Annotated in this window: 26 protein-coding genes; 25 read left to right on the top strand and 1 reads right to left on the bottom strand. The window is 50.9% G+C overall.

Features of this window, described 5'->3' with window-relative positions; genetic code table 11:
- Positions 1-62: 62 nt before the first annotated feature.
- The 3 genes from GQS10_RS00785 to GQS10_RS00775 are packed head-to-tail and all read left to right on the top strand — an operon-like array spanning position 63 to position 2412.
- Positions 63-1727, top strand: coding sequence for a hypothetical protein (locus GQS10_RS00785; protein WP_166238012.1), 1665 nt, complete (start codon positions 63-65; stop codon positions 1725-1727).
- Positions 1724-1996: an EscU/YscU/HrcU family type III secretion system export apparatus switch protein gene (locus tag GQS10_RS00780; RefSeq protein WP_166238010.1), complete on the top strand. Its 273-nt coding sequence runs from the start codon at positions 1724-1726 to the stop codon at positions 1994-1996. Before GQS10_RS00785 ends, GQS10_RS00780 begins: the two co-directional genes overlap by 4 nt.
- Positions 1996-2412, top strand: coding sequence for a YraN family protein (locus tag GQS10_RS00775; RefSeq protein WP_166238008.1), 417 nt, complete (start codon positions 1996-1998; stop codon positions 2410-2412). Before GQS10_RS00780 ends, GQS10_RS00775 begins: the two co-directional genes overlap by 1 nt.
- Here GQS10_RS00775 and GQS10_RS00770 read toward each other — a convergent pair.
- On the bottom strand, positions 2409-3959 hold the full coding sequence (locus tag GQS10_RS00770) for a YifB family Mg chelatase-like AAA ATPase (RefSeq protein WP_166238006.1): 1551 nt from the start codon (positions 3957-3959) through the stop codon (positions 2409-2411). The genes GQS10_RS00775 and GQS10_RS00770 overlap by 4 nt on opposite strands.
- A gap of 208 nt (positions 3960-4167) precedes the next feature.
- On the opposite strand from GQS10_RS00770, the gene GQS10_RS00765 reads away from it, so the two are divergent.
- From GQS10_RS00765 to GQS10_RS00660, 22 genes are all read left to right on the top strand, one after another.
- Positions 4168-4428, top strand: coding sequence for a hypothetical protein (locus GQS10_RS00765; RefSeq protein WP_166238004.1), 261 nt, complete (start codon positions 4168-4170; stop codon positions 4426-4428).
- A gap of 254 nt (positions 4429-4682) precedes the next feature.
- Positions 4683-5843, top strand: a complete 1161-nt coding sequence (gene sucC / locus GQS10_RS00760; protein ID WP_166238002.1) for an ADP-forming succinate--CoA ligase subunit beta — start codon at positions 4683-4685, stop codon at positions 5841-5843.
- Positions 5844-5864: 21 nt separating this feature from the next.
- Positions 5865-6797, top strand: coding sequence for a succinate--CoA ligase subunit alpha (sucD, locus tag GQS10_RS00755; protein ID WP_166238000.1), 933 nt, complete (start codon positions 5865-5867; stop codon positions 6795-6797).
- A 203-nt stretch (positions 6798-7000) separates the two neighbouring features.
- Positions 7001-8116, top strand: coding sequence for a DNA-processing protein DprA (gene dprA / locus GQS10_RS00750; protein WP_166237998.1), 1116 nt, complete (start codon positions 7001-7003; stop codon positions 8114-8116).
- A 74-nt stretch (positions 8117-8190) separates the two neighbouring features.
- Entirely contained in the window at positions 8191-10284 is a 2094-nt protein-coding gene (topA, locus tag GQS10_RS00745; protein ID WP_166237996.1) for a type I DNA topoisomerase, read from the top strand.
- Entirely contained in the window at positions 10281-11609 is a 1329-nt protein-coding gene (gene trmFO, locus GQS10_RS00740; protein ID WP_166237994.1) for an FADH(2)-oxidizing methylenetetrahydrofolate--tRNA-(uracil(54)-C(5))-methyltransferase TrmFO, read from the top strand. The genes topA and trmFO overlap by 4 nt, the downstream gene beginning before the upstream one ends.
- Before the next feature lie 35 nt (positions 11610-11644).
- Positions 11645-12538, top strand: a complete 894-nt coding sequence (gene xerC, locus GQS10_RS00735; protein ID WP_243734857.1) for a tyrosine recombinase XerC — start codon at positions 11645-11647, stop codon at positions 12536-12538.
- Positions 12539-12569: 31 nt separating this feature from the next.
- A complete protein-coding gene (gene hslV, locus GQS10_RS00730; protein WP_166237990.1) occupies positions 12570-13112 on the top strand; it encodes an ATP-dependent protease subunit HslV in 543 nt (180 codons plus the stop codon).
- Entirely contained in the window at positions 13109-14518 is a 1410-nt protein-coding gene (gene hslU / locus GQS10_RS00725; RefSeq protein ID WP_166237988.1) for an ATP-dependent protease ATPase subunit HslU, read from the top strand. The genes hslV and hslU overlap by 4 nt, the downstream gene beginning before the upstream one ends.
- Positions 14519-14533: 15 nt before the next feature.
- The gene (gene codY, locus GQS10_RS00720; RefSeq protein WP_166237986.1) at positions 14534-15316 is read left to right on the top strand and encodes a GTP-sensing pleiotropic transcriptional regulator CodY; all 783 of its coding nucleotides are present in this window, start codon (positions 14534-14536) and stop codon (positions 15314-15316) included.
- 165 nt (positions 15317-15481) lie between these two features.
- Positions 15482-16018, top strand: a complete 537-nt coding sequence (flgB, locus tag GQS10_RS00715; RefSeq protein ID WP_207952068.1) for a flagellar basal body rod protein FlgB — start codon at positions 15482-15484, stop codon at positions 16016-16018.
- Positions 16019-16024: 6 nt separating this feature from the next.
- Entirely contained in the window at positions 16025-16480 is a 456-nt protein-coding gene (gene flgC, locus GQS10_RS00710) for a flagellar basal body rod protein FlgC (protein ID WP_166237984.1), read from the top strand.
- A 47-nt stretch (positions 16481-16527) separates the two neighbouring features.
- Positions 16528-16836, top strand: coding sequence for a flagellar hook-basal body complex protein FliE (gene fliE, locus GQS10_RS00705; RefSeq protein ID WP_166237982.1), 309 nt, complete (start codon positions 16528-16530; stop codon positions 16834-16836).
- A gap of 33 nt (positions 16837-16869) precedes the next feature.
- The gene (gene fliF / locus GQS10_RS00700; protein ID WP_166237980.1) at positions 16870-18474 is read left to right on the top strand and encodes a flagellar basal-body MS-ring/collar protein FliF; all 1605 of its coding nucleotides are present in this window, start codon (positions 16870-16872) and stop codon (positions 18472-18474) included.
- A 14-nt stretch (positions 18475-18488) separates the two neighbouring features.
- Entirely contained in the window at positions 18489-19508 is a 1020-nt protein-coding gene (gene fliG, locus GQS10_RS00695) for a flagellar motor switch protein FliG (RefSeq protein WP_166237979.1), read from the top strand.
- Positions 19492-20322 (top strand): FliH/SctL family protein, encoded by an 831-nt coding sequence (locus tag GQS10_RS00690; RefSeq protein ID WP_341804987.1) that lies wholly within the window; start codon positions 19492-19494, stop codon positions 20320-20322. Before fliG ends, GQS10_RS00690 begins: the two co-directional genes overlap by 17 nt.
- 2 nt (positions 20323-20324) lie before the next feature.
- Complete coding sequence (gene fliI, locus GQS10_RS00685; RefSeq protein WP_166237975.1) at positions 20325-21641, top strand: flagellar protein export ATPase FliI; 1317 nt, start codon at positions 20325-20327, stop codon at positions 21639-21641.
- A gap of 16 nt (positions 21642-21657) precedes the next feature.
- A complete protein-coding gene (fliJ, locus tag GQS10_RS00680; RefSeq protein ID WP_166237973.1) occupies positions 21658-22101 on the top strand; it encodes a flagellar export protein FliJ in 444 nt (147 codons plus the stop codon).
- Between the two features lie 44 nt (positions 22102-22145).
- Positions 22146-23048, top strand: a complete 903-nt coding sequence (locus GQS10_RS00675; RefSeq protein WP_243734877.1) for a MotE family protein — start codon at positions 22146-22148, stop codon at positions 23046-23048.
- Between the two features lie 38 nt (positions 23049-23086).
- Positions 23087-24367, top strand: coding sequence for a flagellar hook-length control protein FliK (locus GQS10_RS00670; RefSeq protein ID WP_166237969.1), 1281 nt, complete (start codon positions 23087-23089; stop codon positions 24365-24367).
- A gap of 32 nt (positions 24368-24399) precedes the next feature.
- Positions 24400-24864, top strand: coding sequence for a flagellar hook assembly protein FlgD (gene flgD, locus GQS10_RS00665; RefSeq protein WP_166237967.1), 465 nt, complete (start codon positions 24400-24402; stop codon positions 24862-24864).
- Positions 24861-25253 (top strand): TIGR02530 family flagellar biosynthesis protein, encoded by a 393-nt coding sequence (locus GQS10_RS00660; RefSeq protein ID WP_166237965.1) that lies wholly within the window; start codon positions 24861-24863, stop codon positions 25251-25253. Before flgD ends, GQS10_RS00660 begins: the two co-directional genes overlap by 4 nt.
- Positions 25254-25298: the final 45 nt, after the last annotated feature.

Below are 25298 nucleotides of genomic sequence, written 5' to 3'. Positions count from 1 at the left end.
AACTGTTTATCTGGAATAAGCCGATATAGTACGTAACGATGTCGGGAAAGGGGGGGGCGGGAATGAATATACAGCAGCTGCTGCGTTCATTTGTTGGAGATGTTGCGCCTGCAGAGCCGAAGCTACTTGAGCTGAAGGTCGGTCAGGTGATCAAGGGGCTGGTGCTGCAGCTTCTGGAAAATCAAGAAGCAATCGTAAATTTGGGAGGCACGCATGTCAAAGCGAGGCTTGAAACACCGCTGGCCCCGGGACAGGTTACGCTGCTGCAGGTACAGCCGGAATCCGCTCAAGGACAGGTCGTGCTGAAGCCTTTGCAGAAATCCGCATTGCCGATTAACCCGGAGGCGGCCGGGGATGCGCTGAAGGTGCTTGGCCTTAAGGACCAGCCGGAGCTGCGCAGGCTGGTTCAGCATGTGCAGGCGGCCGGTATGGCGGTCACACGCGAAACGATTGATACGCTGCGAACAGGGCTCGGGGAGCAGGCACTGCGAAGCGCTGATGCGGACGAGCTGGCCCAAGCGGGGATTTTGGCTGTTAAGCGTGGACTGCCGCTTAGCGAGGATGTGGTGAAGTCGCTGCGTCAGACGTTATTCGGGCCGCCTCTGGATTCGCTGCTGGACAAGCTCAGCGGCGAATTGAAGGATTTGGCGCGCTCCGCCTCGGAACGAGGAAACGCACAAACAGCACAGCTGGCCGGCAAGCTCGAAGCGGTGCTTTCGAAAATTTCAGCAGCTGGGGCAGCGGTTCTCGGCGTTATGGAGCCCGGGAAAGAGGGAGCGGAGGGGCAAAAGCCGGCTGCGGGAGAGCGGATCGGCGCGGGTGCTCCCGGAGGGAATGCTGCCGCCGCATCGGTGCCTCCACGGGCACCTTTGCCATCAGCGGCGGCCGTTCCTATTCAGGGGGGCCTCCAAGGAGGAGGAAGTACTGCAGGAGGTCGTGAACTGCCGCCACAGGTTCAAGGGCTGGAAGTGCAGACAGGTGCTGCAGTGAAGCCAAATGCAGTAGCTGCAATACTGAAAAGCCTAGGGATCGACCATGAATCGGATTTACTGAAGATGCTGGAGCGAAACGAAGCAGACCGTTCCGGGATTGCGGCGCAGAAAGCTGCTGGGAACGAAATCCAAGCCTCCGCAGGCGAAGGGGCACCAGCAAGATCGGCCGCCCCGCAAGAAACGATAAAGCAGCTGCTGCTCTCGCTTCTGCAAAGCGAGGATGTGCCTGCGAGCGTGAAGGATACTGCCGGCCAGCTTACGCAGCAAATTTCCGGCCAGCAGCTTCTCATGACACCAGACCGTTCGGGAATGCTTTCGCACATGACCGTTTTCGTTCCTCTGCTGGGACCGGACGGCAGGCAGACCGCCGCCGTGCATATTCAATCGCGAAAAGGAGCAAAAGGCGGGGTTGATGCTGACAATTGTCGGCTCTTATTTGATTTGCAGATGAAAACACTCGGGGATACGATCGTTGACGTTCAGGTGGTCGATAAAATTGTAAGCCTGCAGGTGCATAATAATTTTCCGCATATTGCTCCTTTGTTGGAGCAGACAAAGCCGGAAATTCAGCAGGCACTGCATTCCGTTGGCTATCAGCTGCTTTCGTTGAAGGCAGCGCCGATCCCTGAGCAGGACGCAGCCTCTGGAGCGTCAGGATCCGCCGCGGGAGCTGCAGCGGCAGCTGCCTCCAAATATGCGTCAAAGCCTTACAAAGGGGTGGACCTGCGCGTATGAGCCAAATGAAAAAAGCGGTTGCGCTTCGGTACGCCCCCGAGAAAAGCCAAGCCCCTGTTGTTGTTGCAAAGGGGAAAGGGCGGGTGGCAGAAGCGATTTTGGACCGGGCGAAGGAGCATGGCGTCCCGGTTCAAGAGGACGCTTCTCTCGTAGAGGTGCTTTCCAAGCTGGAGCTGGAGCAGGAAATACCGGCGGAGCTGTACCAGCTGGTCGCAGAAATTTTAAGCTTTGTATACCGGGCGGATAAACGGGCGAAGGAGGGTTTATAGTGGGAGTCAACGGATCGCGCAGCAATCCGAAGGATCGCAGAAAGCAAACCGGGAGCACCGGTGAACGTGAGGCGGAGCAGTTTCTGCGATCATTGGGATACCAGGTGACGGAACGCAATTGGCGATGCCGGACCGGTGAAATTGATTTGATTGCATGGCACGAAGGGGTCCGGGTCTTTGTTGAGGTAAGGACAAGAACAGGCTCCTGCGGTTCACCCATGACGAGCGGCCAAGCGTACGGTACAGCTCTTGAATCGGTAGACGGCCGTAAACAGCAGAAGCTGCGCAGCACCGCCTCGGTATATTTACAAGCAACCGGCGGCTGGGATCAGCCGATTCGCTTTGATGTAATTGGCATTACAATGGATTCTAACGGCTCGGTGCTGGAGCTTAAGCATGTTATAAATGCGTTTTAAAGCTGTCGATCCCAGAACCGGTAATGAATTGCCTCCGCAATATGATCTCCTCTTATATTCTCCGCTTGTTCCATATCTGCAATTGTTCTCGCTACCTTAATGATTCGATCATACGCCCGTGCACTCAGGCCGAGGTGCTCAAACGCTCCCTTCAATATCCCTTGTCCATGTCGGTCTACTTTACAAAAGGTGCGCAGGGCGCTTCCGCTCAGCTCGCTGTTGTAGGAAAACGCCAGCCGTTCGTACCGCTTGGCTTGAACGGTATGCGCAGTGTCTACCGCGGCGCGCAGCACCTTGGATGACCACTGCTCCTCGGAATGCTCCGTTACGGGCGTCTCGCTCCATGCTGCAGTTACGCGGGGCACCTCGACCTGCATATCAATCCGATCGAGCAGAGGTCCGGAAATTTTACCTCGATACCGCTTGACGGAGAGCTCGGTGCAGCTGCACACGCGAACCCCGTCGGTTTGACCGTAATAGCCGCAGGGGCACGGATTCATGGAAGCGGCAAAAATAAAAGTAGCCGGAAATGTTACGGAGCCTCTGGCCCTAGAAATCGTCAACACCCGGTCCTCCAGCGGCTGCCGCAAAATTTCTAGAGCGCTGCGCGAAAATTCCGGCAGCTCGTCAAGAAAGAGCACGCCGTGATGGGCGAGGCTGACCTCGCCGGGCTTCGGAATCGTGCCTCCGCCGGCTAGACCGCCGGGCGAGACGGTATGATGCGGGGCGCGAAAAGGTCGCCTGCGGATAAATTTTGCAGGGCCGTGCAGCAGATTCGCCGCACTGTAAATCCGAGTTACTTGAAAGGCCTCTTCGTCGCTTAGGGGCGGGAGAATGGAGGGCAGTCTGCGCATTAACATCGTTTTTCCGGACCCCGGAGGACCGACAAGAATGACGTTATGCATTCCAGCGGCGGCTATGGCAAGCGCCCGCTTTGCTTGCTGCTGTCCTTTGACGTCAGCAAAGTCCGGCATGCTATCTCTCTCGTTTCCGGCAGAGGCGTCGGTATGCACTATCGTCCCCTGTCGCTCAGCAGCTTCAAACCATTGCGGATTGGCCAGCTCCCGTACATTTTTCACGACGACGATCCGCATGCCTTCAATTAATTCGGCTTCTTTGGCATTCTCCGCAGGCAGCACAACCGTATAAATACCGGCCTGCTTGGCGCGGTGCACCATGGAAAGCACTCCTGGCACGGGACGTACGCCTCCGTCCAAGGACAGCTCGCCGAGAACAAGCGCGGATTGGAAGAAAGCGGGAGAAAGCTGGCCGCTTGTTGTCAGGATGCAAACTGCGATCGCCAAATCAAAGCATGTACCCTCCTTACGAAGGTCGGCGGGCGCTAGATTAATTGTGATTCTCGCTAACGGGAATTGAAATCCCCCGTTCTTAATTGCAGAGCGGACCCTTTCGACGGATTCGCGGACGGATGAGTCCGGCAGGCCAACGATATTTACTTGGGGAAGTCCGTTACTTACGTCCGCTTCGACCTCGATTAACATGCCGTCTATCCCGTGAAGACAGCCCCCGGTTATTTTTCCATACATAAAAAAACACCTGCTTTCCGAAAAAGTGATTTTCGGAGAGAAGGTGCTTCCTTACACTCTCATTTAAATAGCAGCAGGATCAAGATCCAGCGCATTTTTTTGTATTCATACTTCGTCTACAATAGTTCGCTTTACGATGTGAAAATCCTGCGTTCCATGAATAAAAAATGGCAGCCTTGGTTATTCTATACGAACGAGGTGATCAATGATGCAGGAAAAACCATATTTTTGTCCGAACTGCCGTTCAAACCGCGTTAAGTTTGCGCTGCTGGAAACGACTTCGACGTTTTTTATGAAGGACGCCATTAACGGTTCAGTAAGCGAAATGGGTGAGCCTCAATTGATCGAGGAAGCCGATCCGCAGGTGCAGTGCATGGTATGCCGTTTTGTCGGCAATGAGCTGCGCTTTGTTAAACAGGCGGAACGCGAGCCTAGAACGGAAACGACGGTGGCTTCGGCATACCGTTAACCCATTAAGCGCATCCTACGTACAGGGGATGCGTTTTTTTGTGCCTTTTCCCTTTTATTGCCCGCGAAATAAGAAAAATCGTGATTTTTCGGGTGAAGTAAGGAATTTGTCGAAGAAACATGGTACAATTACAACGTTTGCACTCGTGTGCAAAAACTGGCGGACGAAAAATAAAACTTGCATGAGCAAGAGGAATTCACGAATCGTTCGCGAATTATTAATTGTTTGTACATTTTGGTAAAGGAGTACGGAGAATGAATATCCATGAGTACCAAGGGAAAGAAATCTTGAGACAATACGGCGTCAAGGTTCCTGAGGGCAGAGTTGCGTTTACGGTTGAAGAAGCCGTAGAAGCTGCTAAGCAGCTCGGCACACCTGTGACAGTGGTAAAGGCCCAGATTCACGCCGGCGGCCGCGGTAAAGCGGGCGGTGTCAAGGTTGCAAAGAGCCTGGATGATGTTCGTACATACGCTTCGGAAATTTTGGGCAAAGTGCTTGTCACGCATCAGACTGGTCCGGAAGGTAAAGAAGTTAAGCGCTTGCTTGTTGAGCAGGGCTGCGACATCAAGAAGGAATACTACGTTGGCCTCGTACTGGATCGCGGAACAGGCCGCGTTGTAATGATGGCATCCGAAGAAGGCGGCACGGAAATCGAGGAAGTTGCTGAGCATTCTCCGGAAAAAATCATTAAAGAAATCATTGATCCTGCTGTAGGCATGCAGGCGTTTCAAGCCCGCAAGCTTGCTTATGCTATTAATATCCCTGCTGAGCTGGTAAACAAAGCTGTAAAATTCATGCTTGGCCTTTACAGCGCTTTTGTAGAAAAAGACTGCTCGATCGCTGAAATTAATCCGCTCGTTGTTACAGGCGACGGTGAAGTGATGGCACTTGATGCAAAGCTCAACTTCGATTCCAACGCGTTGTTCCGTCATAAAGACATTCTTGAGCTTCGCGACCTTGACGAAGAAGATGAGAAGGAAATTCAAGCATCCAAGTTCGATCTCAGCTACATTGCCCTTGACGGCAACATCGGATGTATGGTTAACGGCGCTGGTCTTGCGATGGCTACGATGGACATCATCAAGTACTACGGCGGCGAACCGGCCAACTTCCTTGATGTTGGCGGCGGCGCTACAGCGGAGAAGGTTACGGAAGCGTTCAAAATTATTTTGTCCGATCCGAGCGTAAAAGGGATTTTCGTTAACATCTTCGGCGGCATTATGCGCTGTGATGTTATCGCCAGCGGCGTTATCGAAGCGGCGAAGCAAATCCAGCTCGACAAACCGCTTGTCGTTCGCTTGGAAGGAACGAATGTGGAACTTGGCAAAAAGCTTCTGAACGAATCCGGCCTCAACATTGTTGCTGCGGATTCGATGGCTGACGGCGCGCAAAAAATTGTTGCGCTCGTGAAGTAAACTTGGAGGTGCACCCATACAATGAGTATTTTAGTTAATAAAAACACGCGTGTAATTACTCAAGGCATCACCGGTGCAACCGGGATGTTCCATACCAAAGGCGGCCTCGATTACGGCACGCAGATGGTAGCGGGCGTAACGCCGGGCAAAGGCGGCACAAACGTTGATATTACCCTTGAGAACGGGTCGACGAAGGCAGTTCCGGTTTATAACACGGTTGCCGAAGCAAAGGTTGCGACAGACGCTAACGCATCCGTAATTTACGTACCGCCAGCATTTGCAGCGGACGCGATCATGGAAGCGGTGGACGCAGAGCTGGATCTGGTTATCTGTATTACCGAAGGAATTCCGGTAATGGATATGGTGAAAGTAAAGCGTTACATGGAAGGCAAGAACACTCGCTTGATCGGACCAAACTGTCCGGGCGTTATTACACCGGACGAGTGCAAAATCGGTATCATGCCGGGTTATATTCACACGAAGGGTCATGTAGGTGTTGTATCCCGTTCCGGAACGCTTACATACGAAGCGGTTCACCAGCTTTCGACTCGCGGCATCGGCCAATCGACAGCTGTAGGGATCGGCGGCGACCCGGTAAAGGGCTCCGAGTTCATCGATATTCTGAAGCTGTTTAATGAAGATCCGGACACCTTTGCGGTGATCATGATCGGTGAAATCGGCGGCACAGCAGAAGAAGAAGCGGCAGAGTGGATCAAAGCGAATATGACGAAGCCGGTTGTCGGCTTTATCGGCGGCGTTACAGCGCCTCCAGGAAAGCGCATGGGCCATGCAGGCGCGATCATTTCCGGTGGCAAAGGAACAGCGGCCGAGAAAATCGCTACGATGGAGCGCTGCGGCATCAAGGTTGCTCCGACTCCTTCCGAAATGGGCTCGACGCTTGTTTCCGTATTGGAAGAGCGCGGCCTTCTTGAGAAGTGCATCACAAAAAAATAATGCAGTAAGGCAAGCAGCCTTTCGTTCGCTTTAAGCGAATGGGAGGCTGTTTTTTTAACGATAAAGAATGTATAAGTTTTCAGCGGAGGTGAACACATTCTTTATCACAAGAAAACCTACCTATGAGTTGCGGTCGCTCATCCTTGAAGGGGCCTCGATAGAGGTTTTCTTATATGGAGTTTTCCATTAAAGGGGGAAGTATGATGATGAACAGTGAAATCGTGTTTGGACTGCATGAATTGGAAGGAATCGGCGGAAAATCGATTGAGTGGCTGCTGGATCAGTTTCCAGACTTATCCATCCTTTTGGAAGCCGATGGATGGCACGAGCTTGTTCGTGAGAGGCTAGGGGAAAAGCGGGCCGGAATTCTAAAAAGCAAGTTGAGTGAAACCTGGATTGCAGAACGGATGGAGGAATACCGCAAACAGGGAATCCGGCTTGTGACGAGATTAGATGAGGACTATCCGCTTCTGCTGGGACAAACGGCACAGCCGCCGTGGGTTCTATATACGAAAGGGGATCTGGAGCTCCTGAACAATCCTTCCATCGCTGTTGTGGGTACGAGAGAAGCGACGCCTTATGGGCGTAAAGTCGCTTATACGCTGTCCGCTGATTTGTCGCGGGCCGGTGTAACCATTATAAGCGGGCTGGCTAAGGGCATAGATACAGCCGCCCATCGGGGGGCGCTGGAGGGGAGAGGCTCAACCATCGCGGTGATGGGAACAGGCTTCGATCATATTTATCCGCCGCAAAATGCCGCTCTTTTCGAGCAAATATCGACAGCTGGCCTTGTTATTACGGAATATCCGATAGGTACCAAGCCTCACCCCGGATTATTTCCCCAGCGCAACCGCATTATCGCCGGAGTAAGCCTTGGGACCTTGGTCGTAGAGGCTTCGGCTAGAAGCGGCTCCTTGATTACCGCAGACCTTGCGATGGAGGAAAACCGCGACATATTTGTTGTTCCAGGGGCAATCACGTCAAAACAAAGCACAGGGACGCTGCAGCTGATCCGTCAAGGGGCGGCCGCCGTCGGAAGTGCCGCACATATTTTGGAAGAGTATCAGGGGCGTCTTGGAGAACTCCCGACAAAGGCGAACGATGCAGAAATATTGTCGGAAGACGGCTCTTTGGAGCATACTTATGATCCTCCGGAAGAACTGAAAATCATCGATATTCTCTCGTCGGAGCCCGCGAATATTGACCAGCTTCAACAGCTTTCGGGAATTGAATTTGGACTTTTGCACTCGGTTCTGATAAATTTGATTATAAAAAAGAAGATTAAACCAATGCCCGGAATGGTTTACACCTTGTGTTAACGGTAATTTGGGCAGCATTCCAGCCATTATATGATATTCTTTTACGATACGCATGTTAGGAAGGAGGGGCCCTCATGGCCGATTCTCTCGTCATCGTGGAATCCCCGGCAAAGGCTAAAACGATTGGCAAATATTTAGGCAGCAAATTTATCGTCAAAGCCTCTATGGGCCATATCCGCGATCTCCCTAAGAGTCAGATCGGGGTGGAGATCGAAAACAATTTTTCTCCAAAGTATATTACGATCCGCGGCAAGGGCGACGTCCTGAAGGAACTGAAGGATGCCAGCAAGAAGGTCAAGCGCGTCTATCTCGCAGCCGACCCCGACCGCGAAGGGGAAGCGATTGCATGGCACTTGGCTCATTACTTGGACTTGTCACCAGAGGATAGCTGCCGCGTTGTATTTAATGAAATAACGAAGCAGGCCGTCAAAGATGCATTCAAGCAACCGCGTAAAATCAATATGGATTTGGTCAATGCCCAGCAAGCACGGCGTATTCTCGATCGTTTGGTAGGTTACAAAATTAGCCCGCTCTTGTGGAAAAAGGTGAAGAAGGGGCTGTCCGCAGGCCGGGTGCAATCGGTCGCGGTGAAGCTGATTTTGGATCGGGAAAATGAAATCGAAGCGTTCGTACCGGAAGAGTATTGGTCGATTACAGCAGCGCTCAAATCGGGCAATTCCGCTTTCGAAGCGAAGTTTTACGGGGTTCAAAAGGAAAAGCGGGAGCTCGGCAGCGAAGCCGAGGTTCAAGAAGTTTTAAAGCTGATCGGCAGCAATGAATTTGTTGTCAATGATGTTCGGGAAAAGGAGCGCCAGCGTAATCCGGCGCCGCCATTTATCACAAGCTCGCTCCAGCAGGAAGCGGCGCGTAAGCTCAATTTCCGTGCGGCGAAGACGATGTCTGTCGCTCAGCAGCTTTACGAGGGCGTAGATCTCGGTAAAGAAGGCACAGTCGGTCTTATCACGTATATGCGTACCGACTCGACGCGCATTTCCCCGATCGCACAGGAAGAAGCGCGCGAATATGTAGTGGAGAAATATGGAGCCGATTACATTCCAGAAACGCCGCGGAATTATACGAAGAAAGCTGCCGGCGCTCAGGATGCGCATGAGGCGATTCGGCCGACTGCGGTAGCTAGAGATCCGGAATCGATGAAATCGTTCCTGACTCGTGACCAGCACCGCTTGTATAAGCTTGTTTGGGAGCGCTTCGTGGCGAGCCAAATGGCTTCTGCGATTTTGGATACGATGACCGTGGATATTGCCGCAGGCGATACGGTGTTCCGTGCGACGGGCTCTAAAATTAAGTTTCACGGCTTTATGAAGGTGTACGTCGAAGGAAGCGATGATGAGAATGCGGACAGCGACGAAAAGTTTTTGCCTCCGCTGAAGCAGGGCGATAAGCTGAAGCAGGAATCCATTGAGCCGAAGCAGCATTTTACACAGCCGCCGCCGCGATATACGGAAGCGCGGCTTGTACGGGCGCTGGAGGAGCTCGGCATCGGACGTCCGAGTACGTATGCTCCTACTTTGGAAACGATCCAGAAGCGCGGCTATGTAGCGCTTGAGGAAAAGAAGTTTGTTCCGACGGAGCTGGGGGAACTTGTTATCCAGCAAATGGAGCAGTTTTTCCCTGAAATTCTCGATGCCGAATTTACTGCGCATATGGAAGAGGATCTCGACCATGTCGAAGAGGGTAAGGAAGAATGGGTTCGCGTTTTAAGCGAATTTTACGGTTCCTTCGAAAAGCGGCTGGAGGTCGCCGAGGAAGAAATGAAGGAAATCGAAATCCAGGACGAAGAGTCGGACGAAGCGTGCGAGAAGTGCGGAAAGGTCATGGTTTACAAAATGGGGCGTTTCGGCAAGTTTTTAGCTTGCTCGGGCTTCCCGGACTGCCGCAATACGAAGCCGATTGTAAAGGACGTGGGCGTCAGCTGCGTCAAGTGCGATAAGGGACATATTGTTGAACGCCGGAGCAAGCGGGGACGCATTTTCTACGGCTGTGACCAGTACCCGGAATGCGACTTTGTTTCGTGGGATAAACCAACTGCCAAAAAATGTCCGGAGTGTGATTCCATGCTCGTGGAAAAACGCGCTCGCGGTGAAACGAAGCTAAACTGTACACAATGTAACTACAAGGAAGAAGTTGTTGAGGAGATCGCAGAATGACCGAAAAAGTAATTGTCATAGGGGCCGGGCTTGCCGGTAGCGAGGCCGCTTGGCAAATTGTAAAGCAGGGTGTGCCGGTAATCTTATACGAGATGCGTCCGGTACGGAAAACACCGGCGCATCATACCGAGCAGTTCGCGGAGCTTGTTTGCAGCAACTCCTTGCGGGCCAACGGTCTTACGAACGCGGTAGGTGTCCTCAAAGAAGAGATGCGCCGACTCGATTCGCTTGTACTGGGGGCGGCGGATAAGCATGCCGTTCCTGCAGGCGGTGCTCTCGCTGTTGACCGGGACGGATTTTCCGGTGAAATTACGAAGGCGCTCAAGGAGCATCCGCTGGTGGAGTTCCGCAACGAGGAGCTGACGAGCATTCCCGAGGATGGAATTGTCGTCATCGCGACGGGGCCGTTGACCTCGCCGGAGCTGTCTGCACAAGTTAAGGAGCTTACCGGGGAAGAGTATTTCTATTTCTATGATGCGGCGGCTCCGATTGTAGAGAAAGACTCAATCGATATGGAAAAGGTGTTTGTCGCTTCTCGTTATGATAAAGGAGAGGCTGCCTATATTAACTGCCCGATGGATGAGGAGCAGTTTGAGCGCTTCTATGAAGCGCTCACTACGGCCGAAACCGCCCCGGTCAAAGAATTTGAAAAGGAAATTTACTTTGAGGGCTGCATGCCGATCGAGGTTATGGCCAAGCGCGGGAAGCAAACCGTTCTGTTCGGGCCGATGAAGCCGGTAGGCCTCGTTGATCCGCGCACTGGAAAGCTTCCTCACGCCGTGATCCAGCTGAGGCAGGATAATGCGGCGGGAACGCTATATAATCTAGTAGGCTTTCAGACCCATCTGAAATGGGGAGAGCAGAAGCGTGTGTTCTCCATGATTCCGGGACTGGAAAATGCCGAAATCGTACGTTATGGTGTGATGCACCGCAATACGTTCATCAATTCTCCGAAGGTGCTCAAGCCGACATACCAATTTGGGAAGCGGGAAAATTTGTTCTTTGCAGGGCAAATGACCGGTGTTGAAGGCTATGTGGAATCCGCGGCCTCCGGCCTGATGGCGGGCATGAATGCGGGCAGACTGGCAAGAGGCTTGGAGCCGGTCGTACTGCCATCCGAGTCGGTAATGGGCAGCATGGCACAGTATATTACGACGACGGACTTCCGCAATTTCCAGCCAATGAATGCGAATTTCGGGCTGCTGCCTCCTTTGGAGAAAAGAATCCGCAATAAAAAGGAAAAGAATGATAAGCTGGCAGAACGCGCGCTGGAAACGATTCAGAATTTTATAGACAATTCGCGCAATTCGCTTGTAAACCAATAAAATCGTATGATACGATGAAGGGCGGAGGGAGCCCATTGAGCTTCGAACATCAAATTGATTCGTTTCTTCACTCGCTGCGGCTTGAAAAGCAGTCCTCCGAACATACTTTGCATAATTACTCGAGAGATCTTCTCGACTTTTCACAATACATGCAGCAGCAGCACGTTTATGATGCGGCTGCTGTTTCGCATCTATCGGTAAGGGCATACTTGGCCGAGCTTAATCATAAAGGTTATGCAAAGAGGTCGGTTTCCCGAAAGCTGTCCGCGCTTCGCTCCTTTTACCGTTTTTTAATGAAAGAAAGCCAAATCGAATCGAGCCCGCTCTCTTTGGTTCGCACACCAAAGCTGGAGAAACGGCTGCCGAAGTTCCTCTATTCGGAGGAGATGGCGGAGCTGCTTCGTTCCATTGACACCAGTACGCCGCTTGGTCTGAGGGATGCTGCCATCCTGGAAACCATTTATGCCGGCGGCCTGCGTGTGAGTGAATTGGTGGGCATGAACCTGCGCTCGATTGATCTACATAATGGAATCGCTCTTGTCCTTGGAAAAGGCTCGAAGGAGCGGTATGTACCGCTCGGAGACTATGCCTGTAAAGCGCTGCAGAGCTATTTGCAGGAGGGCAGAGCGAAGCTTTGCAAATCCGCCCTGGAAGAAGCTCTTTTCTTAAACAAAAATGGCGGAAGGCTTACGGACCGAAGCGTGAGGCGAATGCTGGAAGGATACGTGGAGAAGCTGTCGCTGCAGAAGGGAATCAGCCCGCACACGCTTCGCCATTCGTTTGCTACCCATATGCTCGAGGGAGGCGCCGATCTTCGGACGGTTCAGGAGCTGCTGGGGCATGTTAATATTTCGACGACGCAAATTTATACCCACGTTACAAGAGATCATTTGCAGACGGTATACAATCGCGCACATCCGCGAGCGTAGATTAACGTCCAAATCGCATTAGGAGGAGCCTATGGAACAGTTTCATGCGACCACGATATTCGCCGTCCGTCATAACGGGAAAGGCGCAATGTGCGGGGACGGTCAAGTCACGTTTGGAAATAGCATGGTGATGAAGCATCAAGCGAAAAAGGTTAGACGCCTATACAAGGGGAAAGTGGTTGCCGGCTTTGCCGGATCGGTTGCGGATGCGATCACGCTTTTCGAAAAATTCGAAGGAAAGCTCGAAGAGCATCATGGAAATCTGCAGCGGGCGGCGGTGGAACTTGCGAAGGACTGGCGTTCGGATCGAGTGCTGCGCCGTTTGGAAGCGATGATGATTGTGATGGACAGCCAGCATTTGCTGCTTATTTCGGGAAACGGAGAAATTATCGAGCCGGATGACGGCATTCTCGCGATCGGCTCCGGCGGAACCTTTGCCATGGCGGCCGGACGGGCGCTGAAGCGCTATTCCCCGCAGATGGAAGCGAAGGATATCGCGAAGGCGGCTTTAACGATTGCAGGGGAAATCTGTGTGTTTACGAACTTAAACCTTGTATTGGAGGAGACGGAGTGAACCAGTCCAAACAATCTTTAACGCCAAGACAAATTGTCGCGGAGCTTGATAAATATATTGTTGGCCAAAAAAATGCGAAAAAATCGGTTGCGATTGCGCTGCGGAACCGCTATCGCCGGAGCTTGCTGACTGAGGCGATGCGAGATGAAATCGTACCGAAAAATATACTGATGATCGGTCCGACTGGTGTCGGCAAAACGGAAATTGCCCGTCGTTTGGCAAAAATCGTAGGCGCTCCGTTCATTAAAGTGGAAGCAACCAAGTTTACCGAGGTCGGTTATGTCGGCCGGGATGTGGAGTCCATGGTAAGGGATCTCGTCGAAACCGCGATCCGGATCGTGAAGACGGAAAAAACCGAAGCGGTGAAAGACCGCGCGGAAGTTTTGGCAAACGAAAGACTTGTGCAAATCCTAGTGCCATCGCCGGCGAAAGCGTCCAATCAGCGAAATCCGCTGGAAATGCTGTTTGGGAACAACAATCAGAAAGCAGCGGAAACCGAGGACCACGACCCGACGCTGCAAGACCGCAGACGTGCGGTAAAGGAGCAGCTTGCCCGTGGGGAGCTGGAAGATAAGACGGTTGAGATTGATGTAGAGGACAGTGCGCCGAACATGCTGGATATGCTTTCGGGCAATCAGGGCGCCGACCAGATGGGCGGCATGAACATGCAGGAGCTGTTCGGCAACTTTATGCCAAAGCGCACCAAGAAGCGTAAGCTGACCGTTAAGGAAGCGCGTAAGGTATTGACCCAGGAAGAAGCACAGAAATTGATCGACATGGATGAGGTTACGCAGCAGTCGGTGCAGCTCGCCGAGCAATCAGGCATTATTTTTATCGACGAAATCGATAAAATCGCAAGCTCGGGCGGACGTTCGGGCGGACCGGATGTATCCCGCGAGGGCGTTCAGCGCGATATTCTTCCGATCGTCGAAGGCTCGACCATTATGACGAAATACGGTCCCGTAAAAACCGACTACATCCTTTTCATCGCTGCCGGCGCTTTCCATGTGGCAAAGCCATCGGATTTAATTCCGGAGCTGCAGGGCCGTTTCCCAATACGGGTAGAACTGTCCTCTTTAACGCGCGACGATTTTGTCGCCATTTTAACGGAACCGAAGAATGCATTAACGAAGCAGTACACAGCATTGCTGGAAACCGAGGGAATCCGCGTAGAGTTTACGGAGGAAGCGATAGCGGAGCTTGCGCTTATCGCGACAGAAGTGAATCAAAACATGGAAAACATCGGAGCCAGACGTCTTCATACCATTTTGGAAAGGCTGCTGGAGGATCTGTCCTTTGAAGCACCGGATATCCATCTGGAAACGATCTCAATAACCCCTGAATACGTCCGTGACAAGCTTGGTGAGATTGTACGGAGCCGTGACCTCAGCCAATATATTTTGTAAAAGGAATGAACGAGCATGACGACACTGCTATTCAAAACGCGACAACTGAACAAGCTGCTTCAAAAAGCTGCGGGTCACGCCGTCAACTTTATGGAAATGGGCGAGGTGCTGCGTGACAGCATCGAAGCAAATGTGTACGTCATTAGCAGAAGAGGGAAAATTCTCGGTTATGGTGTCTCCCAACCGTTTCGTTCAGAACAGCTGGAAAAAATGATTTACGAAGACCGCCGAATTCCTGCTGAGATCAACCAGCTGCTGATGCGTATCGATGAGACGGTATCCCAAGAAGAATCGCATACCGCATATCCTCCGGTCACGGAAAAATTAAGGGAGCTGTTCCAGCAAAGCTATATTACGATTATCCCGATCCAAGGAGGCGGAGAACGGCTCGGAACACTGCTGCTCTCCAGAATCGACCGGGAGTTTGTTGATGACGATTTGATTTTGGCGGAGTATGGTTCGACGGTAGTGGGAATGGAAATTGTTCGGGAGCGGGCTGAGGAGCTCGAAGTCGAGGCTCGCAGCAAAGCAATGGTTCAGGTCGCTATGTCGTCATTATCGTTTAGTGAGCTGGAGGCCGTCGAGCACATCTTCGAAGAGCTCAAGGGCAAGGAGGGCTTGCTGGTGGCGAGCAAGATTGCAGATCGGGTTGGCATAACCCGTTCCGTGATCGTAAACGCTCTACGCAAGCTGGAAAGCGCCAGCGTCATTGAAACCCGTTCTCTAGGAATGAAAGGCACCTATATTAAGGTGCTTAATGATCAATTGGTGGAACAGCTGATGAAGTCTAAGGTGTAAAAGGAATTTGTCAAACTGGTCTACAGAAAAAAAAGTGAAAAATTTCACGGTTTTTCTTTGGAAATTACATATTATTTGGTTGAAGCCCTATCTTTGTGAAAAGATAGGGCTTTTTGCGCATTGAAATGGAACTAAAAAATGTAGAAGATAATGTAAGTCGACAAAATGCCTGAAAAGATTTCCTTACATGGTAGAAGAATTTTAGAGGAAAATGTCGAATCGGGAAGGAATAACGAAGGAAATGTGGAACTAGTCAAGGTGGAAATAACAGTTCATTGTGAGGACGGGGAAACGGTGGTAAGTTTTAATAAGCCGCATTTTACACTCCTAGAGAATACGTTAAATGCTGCGGCGCTCCGACAGAGGGTAATCGCCAACAACATTTCAAATGCAGAAACCCCTTATTTTAAGCGGTCAAATGTGCTTTTTGAGGAGGTTTTGCAGGATGCTGTTTCGACTCGGACGGAGACGCTCACGGGGTATCGAACAGACCCTCGCCATTTTAACATCGGCAGGAACAGCGTTTTAGTTGAGCCTCAGATTCAAAAAGACACGAGGTCTGTTATGACGAACAACCTAAATAATGTCGACATCGAAGTCGAAATGACGCAAATGGCGTCGAATCAACTTCGTTACAACACTTTGGTTCAGCAGGTAGGACATGAATTCAAACTTTTGCGGACAGCAATAGGAGGGGCATAGAACATTATGAGACTAACGAACGGTTTTGACATTAGTGCCTCCGCGTTAACCGCTCAACGGCTGCGGATGGATGTAATCTCGTCCAATATCGCCAATGCCGATACAACGAGAGGGAAAATGGTCGATGGCAAATGGGTTCCTTATGCTAGGAAAATGGTCGCATTTGAAACCAAGGGTCAATCCTCGTTTGCCAGTGCCCTTCAGAATGCGTCCGGGAGAGAAAACACCGGTGAAGGGGTTAAGGTTACTCGGATTGTTGAAGATGCGACCCCTTTCAAGCAGGTTTATAATCCGCTTCATCCGGATGCCGACGAAAATGGATTTGTGATGCTGCCAAATGTGGATGTACTAAAGGAAATGGTGGATATGATCTCCGCCACTCGCTCGTACGAAGCAAACGTTACGGCTTTAAACGCAACCAAGGGTATGATTACCAAAGCACTTGAGATCGGTAAGGCCTAAACAAAGCCTGCCAACAATTTTTACTTTAACTAGGGGGAAAAGACAACATGCAGCTTACCGGTCTACAACCATTCCAGATTTCTGCACCTGCTCAGCAGGCGGCAAGCGTGAAGCCTGCTAGTGCGACTGAGATTTCCAAGAGCTTTGGAGATATGCTGACACAAGCCATGGAGGGCATTCAAAGCCAACAAAACCAGGTTTCAGCCTTAAACACAAAATTTGTGGTTGGAGAGCTCGCAGATGTGCACCAACTAACGATTGCGGCCGAGAAAGCTTCGGTAGGACTTCAGCTTGCAGTTTCATTGCGCAATAAAGCAGTCGAGGCTTACCAAGAAATTATGAGAACGCAAATCTAACGGCGATGACTACATGTTTTGTGGGGTGACACAGTGAACGAGACGTTGCTCCGATACCGGGACCGGCTGACCCAGTATTGGAAACAAATAACGACCGTCCAGAAAGTCATGCTGATCTCGATTGCGGCAATGACCGTTCTGACTATAGCATTAACACTTTTTTATTTTACGAAAACGGAATATTCGAATGCATTCACGGATTTGAATCCGACCGATGCAGCTTCGATCAAAACGTATTTAGAACAAAGCAACATCCCTTATAAATTAAGCGCCGATGGGAAAACGATCGGTGTTCCGACGAAAATGGTCGCGTCGGTCAAGCTGGATGTAGAGTCGCAAGGTTTACTCAAAAATGGAAGCATCGGCTTCGGACTTTTCCGGGACAACCTCTCTTCGTTTGGGATGACAGACAGTGAGTTTAACCTCCTAAGCACTGATGCCAGAGCGGGAGAAATTCAGAAGCTGATCAATCAAATCGGCGGAGTAAGCAGCTCAAAAGTGTTATTGAATGTTCCAGATCAAGGGCCTTACATTCGGACGGCGGCCAATGAGGTTGCCTCTACAGCATCGGTTGTCGTTTCGTTTAAACCGGGTTATTCCGTGGATCAGGCCAAGATTGATACCATTTACAGCTTGGTTGCCAAAAGTGTGCCGAATTTGAATATCGATAACATTACGGTATCTGATCAGAACGGTGAGCTTCAACCGTCCTCAAAGCAGGGTGGCGGAATTGGCGGAGCGGCAAACGCTCTGGAAGCGCAATTGAAGGTGCGTAAAACGTTTGAGCTTGATTTACAGAAAAACGTGCAGAACTTTTTGAGTACGATGTTCAGTCGTGACAAAGTAATTGTCAGCGTTTTTTCGACACTGAATTTCGATCAAAAGACATCGGATCAAACGATTTATTCACCGGTTGTTGACAACAGAGGTATTGAGAGAAGCAAGCAGGAAACACAGCGATCCTCAACGAGCAGCGGCGGTGAAAACGGCGGGATTGTCGGAACGGGAGACACAGATGTTCCGAATTATCCGGGAGCAGCGGCTACCGGCGCTTCCTCTTCTGAAGAAATTCAGCGGACCATTAATTACGAAATTAATCAAGTAAAGAGTCAGATCGTTTCCAGTCCGTTTGTTGTTAAAGATCTTGCGATTTCGGTTGGGATCGAGCCTCCGGACCCGAACGACCCGAACTCGCTCACTCCGGAGACGAGAGAATTTGTACAAAACATGCTCGTCAGCTTTGTCAGCACAGCTTTGGCTGATTCCGGGGCTGGTTATACGAACGAACAGCTCCAAAACAAAGTAACGGTTATTCCGAGAAGCTTTGACGGCAAAACGGGAGTCACCGAGCAAAACGGATTGTCTAATGCGATGCTGTGGGGAATCGGCGCAGCGGCGCTTGCGCTTGTTGGCGGCGGTGCCTATTTCATTGCTTCCAGACGCCGCAAAACCGCAGAAGCGGCGGTGGCAGCGGCAGAGGCGGCGGCAGCCGAGGAAGCGCAGCGGTCGGACATTCCAAGCATCGATCTAGAAGCGGTCTCGAACGAAAACCAAATGCGCAAGCAGCTTGAAGAGCTTGCCAACCGAAAGCCGAAGGAATTCGTCGATCTATTACGTACTTGGCTTGTTGATGAATAGAGGTGTGACAGGACATGGCCAGAGGGCTTCAAATGCAATCCTTAACCGGTCGACAGAAGGCTGCTATTTTGTTAATTACGCTTGGCCCGGACGTTTCAGCGCAAGTTTTTAAACATTTGCGCGATGAAGAGATTGAGCAGCTAACGCTTGAAATTGCGAACGTCCGCAAGGTAGACAGCTCTGAGAAGGATTCGATTCTAGCGGAGTTCCATCAGATCTGCTTGGCTAATGAATATATTACGCAGGGCGGCATTACCTATGCCAAGGATATTCTGGAAAAAGCGTTGGGCAGCCAGAAAGCGATTGATATTATTAATCGGCTTACGGCTACCCTCCAGGTACGGCCATTTGATTTTGCGCGTAAAGCGGATCCTGCCCAAATTCTTAACTTTATTCAAAATGAAAATGCTCAAACCATTGCATTAGTTTTATCTTACCTGCAGGCGGATCAAGCATCTGTCATCCTTTCATCTTTGCCGCAGGAAAAGCAGGCGGATGTCGCAAAGCGTATCGCTTTGATGGATTCAACTTCTCCGGAAGTTATTTCCCAGGTGGAGCGGGTGCTGGAGCAGAAGCTGTCTTCTACGGTAACACAGGATTATACTTCAGCTGGCGGCATTGAATCGATCGTTCAAATTTTGAACGGGGTCGATCGGGGTACAGAGCGGACTATCTTGGATTCTCTTGAAATCCAGGATCCGGAATTGGCTGAAGAAATCAAGAAGAGAATGTTCGTATTTGAAGATATCGTTAATATCGACAATCGTTCGATTCAGCGGATTATCCGTGATATTGATAATGCGGATTTGCAGCTTGCGCTTAAGGTGGCAAGCGAAGAGGTTCGCGAAGCTATTTTCCGCAACATGTCAAAACGTATGGCTGAAACGTTCCGGGAAGAGATGGAGTTTATGGGTCCTGTTCGTCTTCGGGATGTGGAGGAAGCACAAACTCGAATTGTTGCCATTATCCGTCGTTTAGAGGAATCTGGTGAAATCATTATTGCCCGTGGCGGAGGAGATGACATTATTGTCTAATGTGATCAAATCGAACGGTTATGTTTCCTTGGAAGATATGAAACGAATTGCTGTCCTTCAGCTGCAGCAGCGCGCACCTGAAAAGGCAAACTCGATGACGCTGGAAGAGCTGGAGCAGGCGGCTTTAGACGCTGAAATCAGGCAAATGAGAGAACGTATTTTGTCGGACGCGGAGCAGTATGCCGAAGAGCAGGTTCGCAGTGCGGCGGAGGAAGCGGATCGGCTGCGTGAGGCGGCTAAGGCTGACATTGAACAATGGTGGAACGAACGCCGCCAGCAGGATACCGAATATTTGGATGCCATTCGGATGGAAGCTTATGAGCTTGCGTACCAAGAAGGACTGACGCAGGCGGAGCAAGCTGTGCAGGCGGAATATGAGACCATGCTTCACCAAGCGGCTGAACTGTTACAAGGAGCGCAGCAGCAGAAGGAACAAATTATTCAGGAAGCGGAGCCCTTTTTGTTGGAGCTAAGCTGTTCTATCGCACAAAAAATCGTACAGCACGAACTAACGTCTACACCGGAATGGATGCTCGATCTCATCCGCAAAGCGTTAACCAGACGAAAGGAGCGCGGCGTAATTACATTATGTGTGTCGCCGGCCCACTTCACCTTCGTGCTTGACGCTCGGGATGAACTGGCGTTAATGCTGGATTCCCAAGCGGAGCTGCAGATTTTGCCGGATTCATCGGTGACGGATCACGGCTGTGTCGTCCGTTCCTCCTTTGGCAGTATTGATGCAAGAGTTGATACTCAACTAACTGAAATCAAATCCGCTTTGCTGCAGCTCGCAGCCCGCAACGAGGGGGAATAACGTTGACCTTCGGTTTAAATGCTGCGAAGTATTTGGAAGCAATTCGCCATCTGGACCCGGTTCGTGTGAACGGAAAGGTGACGCAAGTTATTGGATTAACCGTGGAATCAGAAGGTCCGGATGCGAGTGTCGGTGATGTCTGCTTAATCTATCCGCATAAATCAAATGCACCGATAAAAGCCGAGGTGGTCGGCTTCCGGGACAACAAAGTGATTCTGATGCCTCTCGGCGAGCTGGAATCCATTGGACCGGGCTGTGATGTAGTAGGTACAGGAAAGCCGTTATCGATCCAGGTAGGGCATGAATTGCTGGGGAAGGTGCTGGACGGCTTAGGCCAGCCTTTAGACGGATCGTTCATTCCAACAAGAATGACCCATTACTCAACGAACAATAAGCCTTCCAATCCGTTATTTCGCCAGCGGGTTCACGATCCGCTCAGTGTGGGAGTGCGAGCCATTGACGGTTTGCTTACGGTTGGTAAAGGACAGCGTGTCGGTATTTTTGCGGGTTCAGGTGTCGGCAAAAGTACACTGCTCGGCATGATCGCCCGGAATACTTCGGCTGATGTGAACGTGATCGGATTAATTGGCGAGCGTGGGCGGGAAGTGCTCGAGTTCATCGAGCGGGATCTTGGACCTGAAGGGTTAGCCCGTTCCGTCGTCGTTGTCGCGACATCGGATCAGCCTGCTTTGATTCGTATGAAGGGCGCATTAATTACGACCACGATTGCCGAATATTTCCGAGACCGCGGATTAAACGTGATGATGATGATGGATTCGGTAACGCGTTATGCGATGGCTCTTCGTGAAGTCGGACTAGCTGTTGGCGAGCCGCCGGCGACACGAGGATATACTCCGTCCGTATTTGCAAACTTGCCAAGGCTTCTGGAGCGGGCCGGCACTGGTGTTAAAGGTTCGATCACTGCATTCTACACGGTGCTGGTAGACGGCGACGATATGAATGAACCGATCGCGGATGCGGTCCGAGGAATCCTTGACGGGCACATCGTTTTAGATCGGAAGCTTGCGAATAAAGGACACTTCCCTGCGATTGATGTGCTTGCCAGTGTCAGCCGCGTCATGAAGGATATTGCTCCTGAAGAGCAGGTGGCCGCTGCGGAACAGCTTAAACGGCTGCTAGCTACTTATAGGGATTCGGAAGATCTCATCAATATCGGGGCGTACCAGCAGGGAAGTAATGTAGAAATTGACGAATCTATTCGTCAAATGCCAAAAATTATTGATTTTACCCGGCAAAGCACGTCCGGCAAGGTGAACTACGAGGAAGCACGAGAACAGTTAATCGGATTATTTTCCTAGGAGCTGAAAACCGTCCATGCGATTTCGTTACCCGCTGCAAAAAGTATTGGATCTAAAAATGAATGAGACCTCACAGGCAGAGTGGATGCTGTCGCAAGCCTTAAGCGAGCTTCACGCGCTGGAGGAAAAATTGCAGGCTCTGCACGGTGAAATTGATTTTTGCCGTGCTAAACTTGCGTCTGAGAGCCATATGACCATTTCAGATATGCTGATGGTGCAGCAGTATACGGAACACTTGAGTGCGATGCAGAAGCAGCAGGAACGTGAAATTACCAAAGCTCAGGGTGCTGTTCTCGAACGCCGTCAAGAGCTTCAGCGCAAGATGCTTGACGAGAAGGTATGGCAAAACGCGAAGGAAAAGGCCCGCTCCCAATTCAACGCGCTCTTTTTGAAGCAGGAGCAGGAACGCTTGGATGAGATGGCAACGATTCGTCATGCGCGGGCAAGCGGAACCTATTAATTAGTACTAAAACCTAAGCTAAAGGAGGGGAGACGGTGAGCGACATGGAGATGGAAAAGGGGTCTTACAGCGGCTTTGAGCGCTTTTTGTTTTACGCCATCCCCATCGTCTTTACGCTTCTGTTAACCGGTGTCTTGCTTACGGTGTTCGGTTATGACGTTGTCAATCAGACATTAAAAGCAGCAAATAAGGTGCCCCTGTTGAATACGGTAATTCCCGATCCGAAGAAGGAAGCAGGTTCGGAACCAAAGGGTTCGGCTGCAGAAACGGAAGCTGAACCTCAAGCGGAAGAGCAGGTAGCGGAGCTTCAAGGGAAGCTGACGGAGAAGGATCAGGAAATCAACACGTTGACAGCGGCTAACAGCGAGAAGGACGAAACGATTAAGAAGCTTCAAGCCGATGCAGAAGCGCTGAAAAAGCAGGCAGAGGAGAAAAAGCAATCGGATGAAGAATATCGGGCACGAATAAAGTCTTTGGCTGAAATGTATGCACAGATGAGTCCAACGAAAGCCGGTCCGATTTTGCAAAATCTTACTCTTGCCGAACAGGTGCTTGTGTTAAGTGAAATGGGCCAAGACGATCGGGTGGAGCTGCTGGAAAAGATGGATCCGAAAAAAGCAGCGGAAGCCTCCATTGCGTTAAAAGACGTTTCATTAGCCGAAAACCAGCAAATCGCAGCGCTTCAGGAAAGATTAGATATTCAAAAAACGACCGCTTCCGCACAGAAGTCTACCGGACTCACAAAAGAAGAGGTATCCCGCACATTCGGCGATATGACTGCGAAAAATGCAGCCGCTGTGCTTATGGAAATGAACAAGACGAATAGCGCAAAGGTTGTATCGATTTTAACCGCGATGGATAACGCCAAGAGGGCAGCTGTACTCGGAGCAATGGCGGACGTTTCTAAAGAAGAAACGGCGAAAATCGCTGAAAAGCTTGGTAATTAAATCATTATTTTTACTTATTGAAAGGAGGTGAATATACAATGGGTGGACCAATTATCGGGTTTATACAAGGCGGCAATGTGACGAATGTACAGTCGGTTCCGGTCAAACAGGCAAACGGAGAATCTCTTGGCATGTTTGCAAGTCTTTTTGCAGGTTTGGCAGCTGGCAGTACCGGAGAAGAAGAGTTTTCTCTTCATGACTGGCTGGCTGGAGCCGAGCAGCTTGCGGCTTTGCTGGTGCCAAATATGACGCCGGCGCAGCTGGAAGAAGCAAAGGGCTTAGTGAACGAACTGGCAGCTGGAATTTCTGCAAATGCGGGTGCGTTTCATGCATCGGCTGCTGCCGGAGATGAAGTGCGGGCCGTATCGTCGATTCTAGCCGAGCTTCAGGGAATGCTCCAAAACGGACAGCTGCTGTCTGACGGTAAGGCTGCTTCCGTGCAGTTGAACCTGCTGCAGCAGGCCTTGGTCGGAAGCACGAATGCATTAAAGCAGCTTTCACAGAATGAATCGGAACCTGCAAAGGGCGCGGCACTGATTGCACAGTTAGCGAAACGCTCCGGTTTTACTGTTGAAGCGTCTTCAGGTACAAATTCAGCGACCGCAAATCTTGAGGAACAATCACAAAAGCTGAGCACCGCTTCGGCGGCAAGCATCCAGGTGAGTCAGATGAATCACCTCGAGCGCTTACAGGCAAAATCCGGCTTCGCAATGATGGGCTTGGAGACTAGCGACCAGCTTATCCAGTCAGAGGATCAAAGTGCGGGGAAAGACTTTCTTCAAATGTTAAACAACGATTCGTTAAAGCCGGGGACTTCGGCTCCTGCGAGCGGAAAAGCGGAGGCGACCTACACGGTTCAAGCGGATCAATTTGCAGACGAGGTATCTCGTTTCTTGTTTAAGGGCTTTAGCATCACTGATGCGAAAGGCTTTAGCGAAGCGAAGCTTATTCTTCGTCCGGAGCATCTTGGACAAGTTGATGTCCGCGTCAGCGTGCAGAACGGTCAAGTCGTTGCTACCTTCGCTGCTGAGACTCTTCAGGGCAAGGAATCCATCGAATCCCAGCTGGCTTCGCTGAGAAATGCTCTTCAGAACCAAGGGCTGCAAATTGCCAAAATCGAGGTATCTCATCAGCCTCAATTTGCTTCACAGCAATTCCAGGAAGGACGCCAGCAGCAAGCATCCCAGCAGCAAGCGCGTCAGCAGCGCAACGGAAATGAAGCTTCAAGCGATAGCATCGATTTCGCTGTTGATTTGGAAGGCAATGAGCAGGAGCTTATCGATTTACTGGCCGGAGGGCAGTTGAACGTAACGGCCTAATTTCGGTAAAAACGGGGCGGGAGGTGAATGGAATGTCGCAAAGTGTGTATGGGTCATCAGGCGTATGGCCTTATTATTCGGCAAACAACACCAAGACGGTATCCGCCGATAAGCAAAAGGATAACGGCGCGCTCGGACGAGACGATTTTATGAAAATTTTAGTTATGCAGCTTAAAACGCAGGACCCGACGAATCCGCTGCAGGACCGTGAATTTATTGCACAGATGGCTCAATTCAGCTCCTTGGAGCAGATGATGAACATGTCTAACGAATTTAAGCTGTTCAGGCAATCGTTAGCAAGCTCCTCGAATTTTATCGGCAAAACGGTAGAATGGATCGATTCCAACGATAGCTCAGCGACCGTTCAGACCGGGCTTGTCGAAGCAATTACGATGAAAGATAATGAGCCGTTTGCAAAGATCGGATCGAAGCTTGTTTCGATTACGGACATCGTTTCGGTATTGCGTACAAACGCTGCGGAGGAGGAAACCCCGTGAGCGAACATATTTCTGTTTCCGTAGGCTCGCTTTATCCGGGAGCAGTTCCCCCTATCGGATCAAGGAAGACGTCGGCAACGACATCGGCCGGTTCCGCGGGCACAGCAGCTTTTCACAAGATGCTGCAATCCAAGCTGCTTAAATTCAGTCACCATGCGGAAGCAAGGCTGCAGCAGCGGGGAATTGAACTGAAGCCTGAGCAGCTCCAGAAGCTGGAGAATGCGATCGATAAAGCTGCGGCTAAAGGAGCAAAGGATTCATTAGTTATTTTTCAGGATATGGCGATGATCGTCAATGTATCCAATCGAACCGTTATAACGGCGATGGACCACGCATCGATGAAAGAGAATGTGTTTACACAGATCGATAGCGCTGTATTCGTTACTTAATCAAGGGCCGGCCCGTAAAAGGAAGCCCATGACCGCTGACCGACA

The organism is Paenibacillus turpanensis, assembly GCF_011421635.1.
In the GTDB taxonomy this organism is placed as follows: Bacteria; Bacillota; Bacilli; order Paenibacillales; family YIM-B00363; genus Paenibacillus_AK; species Paenibacillus_AK turpanensis.
Note: the sequence above shows the minus strand (reverse complement) of the source record. Positions and strands in the feature narration are given on the sequence as shown.

Coding starts and splice junctions, on each gene's coding strand:
- GQS10_RS00785 (WP_166238012.1), top strand. CDS start 63: ATGAATATACAGCAGCTGCTGCGTTCATTTGTTGGAGATGTTGCGCCT.
- GQS10_RS00780 (WP_166238010.1), top strand. CDS start 1,724: ATGAGCCAAATGAAAAAAGCGGTTGCGCTTCGGTACGCCCCCGAGAAA.
- GQS10_RS00770 (WP_166238006.1), bottom strand. CDS start 3,959: ATGTATGGAAAAATAACCGGGGGCTGTCTTCACGGGATAGACGGCATG.
- GQS10_RS00765 (WP_166238004.1), top strand. CDS start 4,168: ATGCAGGAAAAACCATATTTTTGTCCGAACTGCCGTTCAAACCGCGTT.
- sucC (WP_166238002.1), top strand. CDS start 4,683: ATGAATATCCATGAGTACCAAGGGAAAGAAATCTTGAGACAATACGGC.
- sucD (WP_166238000.1), top strand. CDS start 5,865: ATGAGTATTTTAGTTAATAAAAACACGCGTGTAATTACTCAAGGCATC.
- dprA (WP_166237998.1), top strand. CDS start 7,001: ATGATGAACAGTGAAATCGTGTTTGGACTGCATGAATTGGAAGGAATC.
- topA (WP_166237996.1), top strand. CDS start 8,191: ATGGCCGATTCTCTCGTCATCGTGGAATCCCCGGCAAAGGCTAAAACG.
- trmFO (WP_166237994.1), top strand. CDS start 10,281: ATGACCGAAAAAGTAATTGTCATAGGGGCCGGGCTTGCCGGTAGCGAG.
- hslV (WP_166237990.1), top strand. CDS start 12,570: ATGGAACAGTTTCATGCGACCACGATATTCGCCGTCCGTCATAACGGG.
- codY (WP_166237986.1), top strand. CDS start 14,534: ATGACGACACTGCTATTCAAAACGCGACAACTGAACAAGCTGCTTCAA.
- flgB (WP_207952068.1), top strand. CDS start 15,482: ATGCCTGAAAAGATTTCCTTACATGGTAGAAGAATTTTAGAGGAAAAT.
- flgC (WP_166237984.1), top strand. CDS start 16,025: ATGAGACTAACGAACGGTTTTGACATTAGTGCCTCCGCGTTAACCGCT.
- fliE (WP_166237982.1), top strand. CDS start 16,528: ATGCAGCTTACCGGTCTACAACCATTCCAGATTTCTGCACCTGCTCAG.
- fliG (WP_166237979.1), top strand. CDS start 18,489: ATGGCCAGAGGGCTTCAAATGCAATCCTTAACCGGTCGACAGAAGGCT.
- GQS10_RS00690 (WP_341804987.1), top strand. CDS start 19,492: ATGACATTATTGTCTAATGTGATCAAATCGAACGGTTATGTTTCCTTG.
- fliJ (WP_166237973.1), top strand. CDS start 21,658: ATGCGATTTCGTTACCCGCTGCAAAAAGTATTGGATCTAAAAATGAAT.
- GQS10_RS00675 (WP_243734877.1), top strand. CDS start 22,146: ATGGAGATGGAAAAGGGGTCTTACAGCGGCTTTGAGCGCTTTTTGTTT.
- GQS10_RS00670 (WP_166237969.1), top strand. CDS start 23,087: ATGGGTGGACCAATTATCGGGTTTATACAAGGCGGCAATGTGACGAAT.
- flgD (WP_166237967.1), top strand. CDS start 24,400: ATGTCGCAAAGTGTGTATGGGTCATCAGGCGTATGGCCTTATTATTCG.